11 protein-coding genes are annotated in these 13585 nt (G+C 42.0%); 8 read left to right on the top strand and 3 right to left on the bottom strand.

What is annotated here, in order from left to right; translation table 11 throughout:
* Positions 1 to 8 precede the first annotated feature (8 nt).
* Genes tssK through tssH form a run of 3 tightly spaced genes read right to left on the bottom strand, consistent with a single transcriptional unit; the run spans position 9 to position 5178 of the window.
* Entirely contained in the window at positions 9 to 1373 is a 1365-nt protein-coding gene (gene tssK / locus ACNQO6_RS02225; protein WP_440207963.1) for a type VI secretion system baseplate subunit TssK, read from the bottom strand.
* A 16-nt stretch (positions 1374 to 1389) separates the two neighbouring features.
* A complete protein-coding gene (tssA, locus tag ACNQO6_RS02220; RefSeq protein ID WP_440207962.1) occupies positions 1390 to 2481 on the bottom strand; it encodes a type VI secretion system protein TssA in 1092 nt (363 codons plus the stop codon).
* A 24-nt stretch (positions 2482 to 2505) separates the two neighbouring features.
* Positions 2506 to 5178, bottom strand: a complete 2673-nt coding sequence (tssH, locus tag ACNQO6_RS02215; RefSeq protein WP_440207961.1) for a type VI secretion system ATPase TssH — start codon at positions 5176 to 5178, stop codon at positions 2506 to 2508.
* Between the two features lie 375 nt (positions 5179 to 5553).
* Between tssH and ACNQO6_RS02210 the strand changes: the two genes are divergently transcribed.
* The 8 genes from ACNQO6_RS02210 to ACNQO6_RS02175 all read left to right on the top strand — a co-directional run bounded on the left by ACNQO6_RS02210 (position 5554) and on the right by ACNQO6_RS02175 (position 13565).
* Positions 5554 to 6258, top strand: a complete 705-nt coding sequence (locus ACNQO6_RS02210; RefSeq protein WP_440207960.1) for a hypothetical protein — start codon at positions 5554 to 5556, stop codon at positions 6256 to 6258.
* 19 nt (positions 6259 to 6277) lie between these two features.
* Positions 6278 to 6781, top strand: coding sequence for a type VI secretion system contractile sheath small subunit (gene tssB, locus ACNQO6_RS02205; protein ID WP_005229256.1), 504 nt, complete (start codon positions 6278 to 6280; stop codon positions 6779 to 6781).
* Positions 6774 to 8255, top strand: a complete 1482-nt coding sequence (gene tssC, locus ACNQO6_RS02200) for a type VI secretion system contractile sheath large subunit (protein WP_343579459.1) — start codon at positions 6774 to 6776, stop codon at positions 8253 to 8255. Before tssB ends, tssC begins: the two co-directional genes overlap by 8 nt.
* A gap of 51 nt (positions 8256 to 8306) precedes the next feature.
* Entirely contained in the window at positions 8307 to 8810 is a 504-nt protein-coding gene (locus ACNQO6_RS02195; protein WP_004654761.1) for an Hcp family type VI secretion system effector, read from the top strand.
* A 74-nt stretch (positions 8811 to 8884) separates the two neighbouring features.
* Entirely contained in the window at positions 8885 to 9361 is a 477-nt protein-coding gene (gene tssE / locus ACNQO6_RS02190) for a type VI secretion system baseplate subunit TssE (protein WP_004771197.1), read from the top strand.
* Positions 9362 to 9373: 12 nt separating this feature from the next.
* Positions 9374 to 11182: a type VI secretion system baseplate subunit TssF gene (tssF, locus tag ACNQO6_RS02185; RefSeq protein WP_440207959.1), complete on the top strand. Its 1809-nt coding sequence runs from the start codon at positions 9374 to 9376 to the stop codon at positions 11180 to 11182.
* Positions 11146 to 12141 carry a type VI secretion system baseplate subunit TssG gene (gene tssG, locus ACNQO6_RS02180; protein WP_440207958.1) on the top strand — a complete coding sequence of 332 codons (996 nt, stop codon included), beginning with the start codon at positions 11146 to 11148 and terminating at the stop codon, positions 12139 to 12141. The genes tssF and tssG overlap by 37 nt, the downstream gene beginning before the upstream one ends.
* Positions 12141 to 13565, top strand: a complete 1425-nt coding sequence (locus ACNQO6_RS02175; RefSeq protein WP_440207957.1) for a hypothetical protein — start codon at positions 12141 to 12143, stop codon at positions 13563 to 13565. Before tssG ends, ACNQO6_RS02175 begins: the two co-directional genes overlap by 1 nt.
* The last annotated feature ends 20 nt before the right edge of the window (positions 13566 to 13585 follow it).

The following is a 13585-nucleotide window of genomic DNA, read 5'->3' as shown; positions in this document are numbered from 1 at the left end:
TGATTCTCTTAACTATTCATTACAGCAATGAGTTCAATACTGATATCTTGGAAACCGGCTGGTACATAGACACAGATGGATTCTGACTCAAGCATACGTTGATAGAGTTCATGATGCGGTTCAATTTCAAAGTAACTCACACCGGAACGCACTGGAATTGCGGTTGGGACTTGCATCAAATGATGCAGTGGAACTGCAGGCAGGGCGGCAATCACACGTTGCTCAACGTCAATGGTACTACCCACTTTAAAGCGTAACGGCACGATCTGGATCAGTTCATGGGTTTGCATCATGCTGCTCGAAACTGCAATATAAAGACGTGTATCACGGGTAATCTTGTCAGACTCAAGGCTGCCGACCCAGTAGGATGGTCGTGTTTCTTTCAAGGCAATACTGAAATAACGGCTTGAAATAATAGTATCCAGCAAATCTCTCAGAATAACATCGAGTTGCTGGAAACTATCCTGCAGCTGATGATGCTTGTAATGCGGTAAATGGTCGACATCATAAGCCGTTGAGAAGGTTAGTAGGGAGCCAGTCAAACGCAATAATTCAGAGAATAAACGTTCTGGATGAATTTGCGGATAATGCAGTAAATGATTCAATCCCGCATAAGCAGTATTCAGGGCATTGATCAACCAGAATGAAACAATATCGCCGGAACGGAACTCAATCAGTTTCTGTTCGTTTTCACGGTTGTTGCTTTGAATGGTTTTAATCTTGGCCTTAATTACATTCAAGGTACGTTTTAGGTTATTGATTAAAGACTCTGACGCAGCCACATGTAAAATCGGTGGAATGAATTTGCTATCCAGCTCAAATGTACCTGAACTTTGGCGTTTTAATCTTCCTACAGCCAAATACAAGAAGCCATCAAGGTTCTGGGTCGGCTGAATATGTGAATCAAGCAATTTGAATTCAGCACGACGACGCAACAGACTCAGCTCAGCTGGGCTGGCATCGGTAAACAGGTCATGGGTTTCTGACAGATAGTTATGATAACGGCTCGACAGCGAGCGGGTTTCATCTGCAATATTTTTCTTGTTCGCCTGCAAAATAGGCAGGGCAAGGTAAACAATCATTTCACCTTGCAAATTTAAATCATCCAGCAATAAAGGTTCTGGTAATAGATCCTGTGCAGGTGCATGGTAGATTTCACCATCCTGCCAGATGATTTCAGCCTCTTCTAAAGCCAGAATATGGGTTGAAAGTTGTACTTCATCAAATTTGAGCTTTTGGACGCCATACGCATGCGGAATCAACGCCCGAACCGTATGATTCAAGCGTTGCTCGTGGTAGGTGTCCTGAATCTGGAAATGCTGAGGACGTAAAAACAGGCCCTCACCCCAAAGAATTTTCTCTGCTTTAAACATATCGATTTACCAACAATTATTCGTATTCATTCTTTGGTTGCACACCGAGCGTATCTTGCAGCATTTGTAACGGATGCTCATCTTTAATCACTTGGGTTAACCATTCATGTAGTGGCATTTGGCTCCACTTAATGGTTTTTTGCAACATATAGCTCACAGGACTATGCGGTTCATTTTTTTGAAAATAAGTCGCGATTTCCTGTAAAACGCGCATCGCTTGCTCACGATTTTCAACATGCGATTGAACTTGTGGCTGAAAGGTCGGTTGCGCTTGAGCTACAGTCGGCTGAGCGGTCAGATTTTGTGGTGTCGTGGTCATAGCGGTTTCACTGTCAGTCGCCACGGTTTGAGTCACTTGCTCAAACTGTTCTGTTTTATAAATTTTCTTCAGACTAATATGAATATGATCGAGGCTAGAGTCAATTGCAGCAAAGCTTGGTGAATCCAGACCAAGTAAACCATCCAGCACATTTTTCAGGGTCGACCACTGTTGGAAAATCTCACTGAAATGTTGATAGTTCTGGCGTTGGAAGGCTTTGTCTGTATTCAGTAAAGCCTGCTCAAACTGCTCTAGCTCACTGGTACTGCTCGCACTTTCATAGTCATCACTCTGTTTACGACGAATATTTTCATGGTAAAGAAAGTTATCATAGTCGAGTAAATGATAAAAAGGAGCGTGATTGATCAAGGGGACTTTTTTAATGAGCAGGGGTAACTGGTTAATTAAACCCTGTAATAATCCAATCCGTTGATCCAGATCATCATCTTCTACTTCTGGATGTAGTGTCAGCCAGTATTGTTCAAGCAAGCGATGACTGAGCTCAAGGCTTTTGGCAATCCCTTCGAAGCCATAGAGATTGGCCCAGGCTTCAGACAGCCAGGTGAGGATACGGATATCTTTACTTTTGGTTTGCAGTAGATCAATTGATGTGGCTGCAACAAAGTCCCAATCGGCCTGTTTCGGTTCTGTGACCCAATCGCCTTGATCAAGCAGCAGATCATCTTGAGTCCGGGCTTTTTTAATGGCATGGAACTCATTTGAAAAAGAGTAATCTTCACCACAAGGCGACTGCTCATTAATCGGGTTCAGTAATGGGTTAATATCCATATGTATCACAGTGTTGGCTCAATCTTAAAGTTCTGCTTTCGCTTTTTTGCTGGTACGCTTTTTTGTGGTTTTTGCAACAGGATCAAGTTGATAGATGATTTCATCATCTTTGGTATCAATGTTGATCAGTTTCGGCAATTTATGCTCAGCTAAAGCCACCAGAATTTCTGTCGCAAGTGCTGGTAAAACGGTTGAGTTTAAAATGTTATCTACATTGCGTGCGCCGCTATCAACTTCGGTACAACGACTTAAAATCAGTTCAATCAAATCGTCTGAATATTGCACCTGAGTTGCATATTGTTTTTCAATGCGTGCAACAATCTTCCCAAGCTTATGTTTAATGATTCGAACCAGTAAATCATCATGTAAAGGGAAGTAAGGCACAATGCGCATACGACCAATAAATGCGGGCTTGAACTGTTTATACAAGCTTGGCTTTAAATGCTCGATCAGGTCATCCGCATCCGGCCATTCTTCGACAGGCTGATTTAAGCAGGCTTGCATGATGGCGCTAGAACCTGTATTCGAGGTCAGGATAATGGTGGTGTTTTTGAAATCGATGACACGGCCTTCACCATCTTCCAGGGTACCTTTGTCGAAGACCTGATAAAACAGTTCTTGAACGTCACTATGTGCTTTTTCAATTTCGTCCAACAGCACAACACTATAAGGGTTACGACGTACCGCTTCAGTTAATACACCGCCTTGGCCATAACCGACATAACCGGGAGGCGCACCTTTTAAGGATGAAACCGTATGTGCTTCCTGATATTCAGACATATTAATAGTAATGAGATGCTGTTCGCCACCATATAACTCATTGGCCAAGGCAAGGGCAGTTTCTGTTTTACCTACACCACTTGGACCGATCAACATAAATACACCTTGCGGTTTATTTGGATCTTCCAGCTTGGCTTTAGAGGTCTTGATGCCTTTTACCAATTGATTCAATGCATAATCCTGCCCCATAACGCGCTCACCGAGCTTATCTTCAAGGCTTAGAATCTGTTTGATTTCATCATTGACCATATTGCCAACCGGAATACCGGTCCAGTCGGAAATGATCTCATTGATGATGCGTGCATTGACACGCTCAAAGACCAATGGAGTCTGACCTTGTAACTGAGTCAGTTGATCTCTTAAAGCAGCGACCTGAGTGCTATGTTGTTCCGTCTCATCTTGCTTGCTAAGTTGCTGGATCTGTTTGACCAAATCCAGTTCTTGCTGCCATTTCACTTCAACATCCTGTATTTCTTTATCCAAAGAAGCCAGTTGTTGATTGAGCTCTTCCAGACGTTCATGATGAATCGGGAAGTGCTGATGTTCATTGCTTAAAATCTGCTGTTCTAATTTCAGGTTGTGCTGTTGCGCTTTTAACTGGTCGAGCACCACCGGTTGCGCATTTTGGGTTAAGGCAACACGTGCGGCTGCAGTATCCAGCACACTGACGGCCTTATCCGGAAGCTGGCGTCCGCTGATATAACGGTGAGAAGCCTGAACAGCAGTAATGATGGCCTGATCCTCAATTTGCAGATTGAAATGCTTCTGCATCACCGGAATCATGGCACGTAGCATGTCAATCGCGACTTCTTCAGTCGGTTCTTCAACCTTGACCACCTGAAAGCGGCGACTTAAAGCCGCATCTTTTTCAAAGTACTGTTTATATTCAGCCCAAGTGGTTGCGGCGATGGTTCTTAGTTCACCACGTGCCAAAGCCGGTTTAAGCAAGTTAGCAGCGTCATTTTGCCCTGCCTGACCACCTGCGCCGATCAGGGTATGTGCTTCATCAATAAACAGGATAATCGGGTGTGTTGAAGATTGAACTTCCTGAATCACCTGTTTTAAACGATTCTCGAATTCACCTTTAACACTTGCACCGGCCTGCAACAAACCCATGTCTAATACATGCAGATGCACATGTTTAAGTGCATCTGGTACCTGACCTTGTGCAATCTTTAAGGCAAGACCTTCTACCACTGCTGTTTTACCTACGCCAGGTTCACCGGTCAAAATCGGGTTGTTTTGACGGCGACGCATCAGGATATCGAGCATCAAGCGAATTTCAAACTCTCGACCAATGACCGGATCAATGCCGCCTTTCTTGGCTTTCTCGGTCAGGTTAATCGTATATTGATCAAGTGCAGGCGTTTTTACCGTCGTTGTGGTGGGGGCTTGAGTGTCATCTGACGATAGATCAGAAGTAACAGATGGTTCGGAGGCTGGCTGTTCCGTGCTGTTTCCGCAAATATCCAGAAACTTGTGTTTCATGGTATCAATCGGGAACAGTTCAAATAGACTCGAAGCCCTGAACGCAATCTGTTGTAAATCTGGTGCGGTGAGCAGGGCAATCAGTAAATGACTGCTACGAATCACGGGTGTTTGTTCAGCAGATGCCAACAACCATGCCTGTTCAAATAATCTTACAATTGATTTTGCGAAAATAGGGGTACGGGTATTGCCTTTTGGCAAAGAGCCGATAGTTTCTTTTAAATCATTAATTAAGGCTTCAGCAGAGATATTATTTTTTTTTAATAAAATGTGTAAATCATTGGCAGGTGTTTGATTTAATAGCTCAACCAGTAAGTGTTCAATCTCAATTTCATAATTTAATTGGTTAATACAGTAATTTGCTGACTTTTCTAATGCAGTACGAGTAGGAGGTGATAGTTTTGTAATTAAAACCTTTAAGTTACTCATTTAATACTCACAGTAATTTTTAAATACCAAGTTCTATTCGGCACGTATTAACTTGGTATGGTTGTTTTCTCTTAAAAATATTTTTTGAATAAAATCAAAAACTTAACTAAACTCTACACGAGTATACAGATTATTCTACAACAAAAAATGTCACTTTTAAACAAAAAATGCACGCTATTTAAGTTTTTTTTTACAGGAATGTCTGTCATGAAACTTTAATAATGTTAATAAACGTAACTGGTATTGACTTTATGTGTGTTTTTTTTGTTAAATTCGCGGAAATGATGTAAATGTACAAAAATTGACGAGTAAGAGGGTTTTTTAACAATAATTGTCAGCTCTTCAATTATAAGTTAAATAATGACGAGGCATATTTTGAAAAAAGGTATTGTAATATCAATTCTTTGTATAGCGACTGGTTTAATCGGCAATTCAGTTTATGCTGAAGAGCAGGCTGCGAAACCAATTAAATTAAAAAGCAAATGTATTAAACAGAATCCGTTGGTGGCAAACCAGACGGATCAAACGCTATTGGGAATTTATCAACAAGTTTGTGATAAAGATAATGCTTCGCGTGTCAATGACCTGTTAGCTCAAGCCGCAATGCGCATGTATGAAATCAAGCAGCCCATGAATGCCTTAAAGCTGGTGACACAATTACAAGAGCAAAATGTACGTGGTGCAGCGTTAACCGATATAGCGTTTTTAGCAAGTGTTGAACTGGCGAATGAATCACTTCAGCATATGCGCTCAAGTGAAATGCGTTATTTAAGCAACGAGTTGACCTATCCACCAGCAAAACAGTTGAGTGACAATATTCGTGCCGCTGTGCCAGCACCTGATACCTCAACCAGCAAAGCCATTACTGACGAATCTTTAAAGAAAGAAGTTCGTAATACGTGGTCGAATACAAATACTCGACGTACAACAAACAGAAAAGCACCTACAACCCAACCAGCACGTAATAATGTAACTCGTACTGCTGCACCTAAGCGACCAGCGGCTGCGGCAGCACCAGTGACTAAACAACCAAATACTGTTCAAAAGACAGGCTCGAATCCTTTTGATTCGTTGAAATAATAAGCAAGGGTAGAAAGTTATGGCAAAGAGAGAAAGCGTACAGAAGAAACTGCAACGCATACGTCCTCCTCGTGTACAGCTGACATATGATGTTGAAGTTGGTGACGGTAAAGAGTCAAAAGAATTACCTTTTGTTGTCGGCGTTATGGGTGATTTCTCTGCAGCATCCGAATTAGAGAAAACCAAATTAAAAGATAAGAAATTCATCAATGTAGATCTCGATAACATTGATGAAGTCATGGAATCATTGGCACCACGTGCAGCCTTCCAAGTTGAGAATACCTTGACTGAAGAGGGTGGTCGCATGTCTGTTGACCTAACGTTTAACTCGATGGAAGATTTCCGCCCAGAACAGGTGGTACAGCAAGTTGATCCATTGCGTAAACTGGTTGCGGCGCGTGAGCGTTTAACGGATTTACGCAACAAGATTTCAAACAGTGAACGTCTGGAAGACTTGTTGGATGAAGTATTGAAAAATACCGATCAGGTCCGTCAATTAAGTGCGGAGGCTGACAATGAGTAATTTACAGGCAGCTACTGCTGCAAGTGTGGAAGCTGAATCAGCAAACCTGCTCGACTCCATTGTTGAGCAAAGCCGTATTGCACGTAATGATGATGAACATGTTCGTGCAAAAAGCCTGATTGGTGAGTTGGCAAAGGAAGTGATGGCGGGAACCATTACGGTTTCTGAGAACATGACCTTATCGATTGATAAGCGTATTGCCGAGATTGATGCCTTAATTTCCAATCAGCTTAGCCAGATCATGCATCATGAGCAATTCCAGAAAATTGAATCAACCTGGCGTGGTCTTTACTATTTCTGTCAAGAAACACCTTCTAACTCGATGATCAAGATTCGTATGTTGAATACGACGAAAAAAGAGTTAGTGAAAGACTTTCAGGGTGCAACTGATTTCGATCAAAGCACACTGTTCAAAAAGATTTACGAAGAAGAATATGGCTCATTCGGTGGTGCACCGTATGCGGCCCTGATTGGTGATTTCGAGTTTGATCGTACACCGTCAGATATGTATTTACTGGAACAGATCTCTCATGTGGCTGCAGCAGCACATGCACCCTTTGTTTCAGCGGCAAGCCCAAGTATTTTAGGCCTTGAATCATTTACGGATATTGATCGTCCACGTGATGTTTCAAAAATCTTTGAAACTGCCGAATACGTGCAATGGCGTTCTTTCCGTGACAGCGAAGACTCACGTTATGTTGCATTGACCATGCCTCACGTGTTGGGTCGTCTACCATATCATCCAAAAGAGGGAACTGCGACTGAAGGTTTTAACTTCATCGAAGATGTCTCTGGTGAAAACCATGATGATTATTTATGGATGAATGCGGCCTATGCCTTCGGTACCCGTTTAACCAATGCATTTGATATGCATGGCTGGTGTGCGGCGATTCGTGGGGTAGAGGGTGGTGGTCTGGTTGAAGGCTTGCCAGTGCATACCTTCAAGACTTCAGATGGCGAAGTGGTATTTAAATGCCCAACTGAAATTGCCATTACAGACCGTCGTGAAAAAGAACTGAGTGATCTTGGTTTCATCCCGCTCGTTCACTGTAAAAATACAGACTATGCTGCTTTCTTTGGTGCGCAATCGACGCAAAAGCCGAAGAAATATGACAGCGATACGGCGAATGCCAACTCTGCACTTTCGAGCCAGATCCAGTACATCATGGCAGTATCACGTATTGCGCATTACTTAAAAGCAATGATGCGTGACAAAGTTGGAAGTTTTGCATCTGCAGGCAATGTTGAAGCCTTCTTAAATGAATGGTTGTCTCAATATGTCTTGCTAGATGATGGTGCATCTCAGGAAGCAAAAGCACAATATCCGCTTCGTGAGGCATCTGTAAAAGTTGTAGAAGATCCAGCTCAGCCGGGTCACTACAAGTCTGTGGTTTTCTTAAGACCACATTTCCAGCTGGATGAGTTGTCTGTTTCTTTACGACTCGTGACTGAACTACCTCAGTCCTCAAATTAACAATGAGATCAGCTAGATAATAACTTTAAATAAAATAGAGGTAATGTTTAAATGAAAGATATATATGTTGAGTTTCGTGGCAAGTACAAGGTAGACGGAGAATCTCGCGATTCTGAACACAAAGGTTGGCTTGAAGTTAACTCTTGGTCTCATAATATTCGTCAACCAAAATCTGCGACTTCTAGTAGCGTTGGTGGTCATACTGCTGAACGTGTTGAACACTCAGACATGATTTTCGTTAAAGATTTGGATGCAACTAGTCCAAAACTTTGGGAAGCATGTTCTGCAGGTTACACTTTTGATGAAGTACAAATCGATTACTACCGTGCAAATGGTGACAAGCGTATCAAGTACTTACAAATCAAATTGAAACACGTTCTTGTTTCAAGCGTAACGCCAACTGTCAATGAGGAAGGCGTTCCTACTGAAACATTTGGTTTGAAATATGCTGCTGTTGAGTGGACATATAACCAACAAGACATTAACGGTACTGCGAAAGGTGCTGTTACGAAGAAATGGTCACTTTCTAACAACACAGCGTCATACGCTGCGTAATAGAAACCGTGATGTTCTAGTAGAGGTTAATAGTTGCCTATTAGCCTCTATTTTTCCAAGATTTGTTCTTAAAAATGAATTTAGATCATTTATATCCTTATGGCTTCCGGTCAACTTTATTTGATCGTTTGGTGCCTGAGCAGGAAGATTATTTAAGAGGCATGTCGATTCAGCAATTACGAGAGTCTGTTGCTCGGGATCTGGAAGACTTGCTCAATAGTCGGATTGCACAATTTGATCGTGATATGGATGAATATCCACTCGCCAAGAAATCGATTTTGCAGTTTGGAATTATTGACTTCGTTGGCCTGTCAACCGCCAACCCGCTGGATCGGGATAAAATTTGCCAGTCAATCGAGCAGTCAATTGCTGCACATGAGCCAAGACTGAGACAGATAAAAGTCGAGATGTTATTAGATGGTCACAATATGGGTTCACTGTGTTTGAGTATTCAAGCTTACTTAAATATCCATCCTTTATATGAGCCTGTGTTTTTTGACGCTTTACTCAAACCGACAACACAACAATATGTTATTTCTGCCAGAACCTAGTGTGAGCGAACTGTGATAGAGCAACTTTTACCGTATTATGAAAAACAACTACAAGAATTCGGTCAACAGTCCAGAGAGTTCGCGCAGAAGTATCCCAAAATTGCGCAGCGCCTTTCCTTAAATCAGGAACAGATTGATGATCCGCATATAGAACGGTTAATTCAGGCTTTTTCCCTGATCGCTGCACGTATTGATAAAAAACTAGAAGACAGTTACGACGTATTTACCCATTCACTGTTTGAGGTGATGTTTCCTCAATATTTACGTCATTTCCCTGCCTGTACAGTGGTCAGCTTTGAAGATATAAATAAACTGAAACAGCTCACGGCAGCACATGTCATTCCACAAAAAACAGCCTTGAAATCGCGTAGCTTTAAAGGCGTTCAATGCGAGTTTAATACCACCAATGAAGTTCGTTTATTGCCGATTTCATTGACGCAGCTTGAGTTTCAAACCTCACCCAGTATCCATATGCATTTGAACCAGAATGCGACTTTAAGCCTGAAATTTGAAATTTTTAATGAGGCACAAAAGTGGATCCTGGATGAGAAACTGCCGATTTATCTGGATGCGATTTCAAACTTTCCATTACAGGTGCTGGACAGTATTTTCCGTAAAGATACCGGCTTTGCGCTCCTTGTCGGGCCGCGCGTGGTAGAAATCAGCAATCCGTTTGAGGTGATGGGGTTTACCGAGCAGGAAAGCCTGTTACCGATTGATCAGCATACCCATCATGCCTATCGTTTATTGATGGAGTACTTCTGTTTTCCTGAAAAATTTAACTATCTCAATCTGGATTTAAGCCGCTTAAAAGGCTTGCTGGGTCAGCAGAATCAGTTTGAAATCCTGATCCATCTCAAGCTCAATTTAAACGATCAGGCGGTGGTACGGAATTATTCCGAACTGAATGTCGCAAACTTTAAGTTGTTTACCACACCTGCAATCAACTTGTTTGAAAAACAGGCTGAGCCGCAGAAAATTTCACATACCCAATTACAATATCCACTCATCACCGATGCACATCATCCTGAGCTTTATCAGGTCTATTCGGTGATTGAAATGAATATGGTGCGGGAAAAAACCAATCAGGAACAAACCCATCTGCCGGTATTGCCGTTTTTTGCAATGAGTCATTATCATAATGATAAAGTACAGTTCTTTTATTCGCTGAATTATGTACCCGCACAAAATAAAACCACGCAAATGGGCTATTCAATCGTTTCAAAACATTTGAAACCTTATGAAATTAAATCGGATTTTATTAGTACCCGCTTACTCTGCTCAAATGGCGATTTGCCGCATGAAGCATTAAGTCAAAGTAATAATATCCTGAACCTGAATGACAGCAGCCTGGCACGACGGGCATTAATTTTAAAACGTCCGACTTCGCCTTTCTATTTTGATAAGAATAAAAATGAGCAGTGGCGGATTATTTCTCATCTTTCATTGAATACGCTGGCCTTGATGAAAGGGGATGCGTTGAGTCATGTCAAAGAGCTATTGGCCTTATATAATTTGCCGCACTCAAAAGAAAATATTTTACTGATTGATGCACTCAAGCAACTGAGCTTTTCAACCACCAATAAACTGGTTAATTCCAAGCCTTTCCCGATGTTCATTCGAGGGGTGAAAGCTGAGCTTGCAGTCAACAAGAGTGTGTTTAGAGGGCATAGTTTATATATTTTCAGTCAGCTGCTCAGCCATGTGTTTAATCTGAAAGTTCAGATTAACAGTTTTGTCGATGTGGTCGTAAAAGACAGTCTTAATCAGCAGGAGATATACCAATGCGTGCAGAACGTTGGTGGCAAGACTCTTCTGTAGTCGACCAGATTTTTAAAAAAGCCGGCTCATTTGAGTTTATTCAGTCGACACGGTTATTACGGCATTTACCTGCACCATCCCGTCAGCAGGACTGGTCAGATGATTTCAAATTTGGAACCTCATTTAGTTTAAGTTTCCCTGCAACCGAAATTGAGGAACTGAGTTATCAAGAACAGCGGATTCATTTGACCAATTTGGTGGTCGGTTTAACCGGTACCCAGGGTGCACTGCCTTATACCTATACTAATAAACTCAAGCAGAGTTCACGCCAGCAACGTCTCGAAATCAAAGCCTTTCTGGGATTGTTTAACCATAAACTCACGACCAAATATGTCGATGCCAGTATTGCCTATAATTTACCGGTACGTTATGAGATTGAACAAAAGAATCACTATCTCGATATTTTACATGCCTTAAATGGTTATATTCGCTCCCAGCATCAGCAGCATGATCTGGATGAATATTTTGCCGAATTTTCTGGTTTGATGCAGGGACAGAATAATACTGCCCATGCCTTGAAAACCATCTTAGGACGGGTGTTTGATACGCAGGTACAGATTCAGGAATTCGTTAAAGAGAAATTCCAGTTGGGCGATGAGCAGAAAACCACTTTGGGCGGCAGTCACCCAAGTTTACTGGGCATTAATACCTTTTGTGGGGATACCGTTGAGCAGATTGACGGGAAAATAGAAATTCAAATTGGCCCATTAAACCGCGAACAGTATCTGGCTTTTTTACCGAATCAGCCGCTGAATAAAAAATTAAAAGATCTGATCCAGACCTGGTGCAGTCCGACCTTGTTTATTGATGTGCGCTTGATTCTCGACAAAAGTGAAATTCGCCCGATTTCGCTGGATTCATCGCATGCAATGGGCTTGGGACAAGGTGCATTTTTAATGCCGTCAGAACAATTACAACATAACAGTGAAACGCGTTATGCACTTTTAGGAGCCGCATAATGATCAAGAAAATCCTGGCAACGTTAATCACCTGTTTTATTCTGGTGGCACTGATTGTGATCTTCTATTGGAGAGATACGCAATATTTACCTGAATCTGCAGACCTGATTAATTACTTCCTGATTCTGCCTGTTGTCATTACCTTTATTTTACTTTCGCCCTGGCTCATCTATAAGGGCTATCAAAAATATAAAGAGAGAAAAGAACAGGCTTTGGCCGCTGAGCAAAATAATAATCAGGCAGAAGATGAGCAAGCGCCGATTGCTCAGGCAAGTAAATGGTTGAATGTCAATCTGTACTCTGCTGCGGTCTATAATGCATTGGGTGAAAATGATGCCATCCTGACGGGGATTAAAGAGTTTGCCAGCCCGAAACTGGATCCGCATTTATTGAGCTTTCAGGGATTACCGATTTTATCCTATCGTATTGAGGAGCTGGATCAGCAGTTGGGTCCGGATGACGAGGATGAGTCACAGTTTTTAGCTATTCGCCAACAACGCATCATGGCATTGATTCGACATCAGATCGAACAGCACCATGATGTACTTGTTTCCATCTCTGATCATTTAAAGCGCTCCAGCCTGTTTTACGAAAGCCAGAACCTGCATGAATACCGGATGCATCCTGCATGGATTGATCCTGGATTTTCAGGGGAAGAACAAAGTGAAGAGTTGCAGATCGAGCAGGTCTATCGTTTAGATAAGTTAAATTTACATATTTTGCTGTCTGAGGATGTGGTACATACCTGGAATGACCAAAGTAGTAATGAAATGCTGCAGCGCATTTTTTATGATCTGGGCATCATTCCACAAAAATTCCATATTGAATATCATTTTATCAGTGCCGCATCGACAGAGCAGCAGATGGTCGAGTTAGTGGAGCGCATCCAGAAACAGGCGCATGAAATTTCCTTGATTATTGCTGCAGACTCAGAAATTGATCAGGAAATCGTGGATGAAAAGGTGTGGGGAATGAGTGCCTATACACCTGCCGAGTTTGTCGGTAGCACTTGTCTGGCGCATCCGGATGTGCAGCTGGCGCAACAACAGCCTTTAAAAAGCTTAAAGCTGGTCGCTCATCAAAATAATTTAGATCAAATATTCAAAGAGCTAGAAATACATGATTTACCACAATATCAAGATGAAGAACCTTTTGTACTGGTGGTCGAGGATGCGACCGATATCAAGGCAGTCAAAAAGCTGGAACAGTTTTTTGCACAAAGCCCGGTAGAGCAGCATCACTACCTGTATTGTAAACCGGCTGCTGGACATACCCAGAACGTGGCAAAAGTTTTTGGATTGATGTTGGGGGCACACCTTCCAGATCAACAGGTTGCCTTTGTTTATGGACAAAATTTAAAAGCATTTATTCAAACTTTCCCAGAGATCTCACCGGATCAGGAAAGTGTAGCAATTGCTGATTGATTAACTTTATTAAGAATTTG

The organism is Acinetobacter calcoaceticus (genome assembly GCF_051947995.1).
Classification (GTDB): Bacteria; Pseudomonadota; Gammaproteobacteria; order Pseudomonadales; family Moraxellaceae; genus Acinetobacter.
This window is presented reverse-complemented; position numbering and strand designations above follow the sequence as displayed.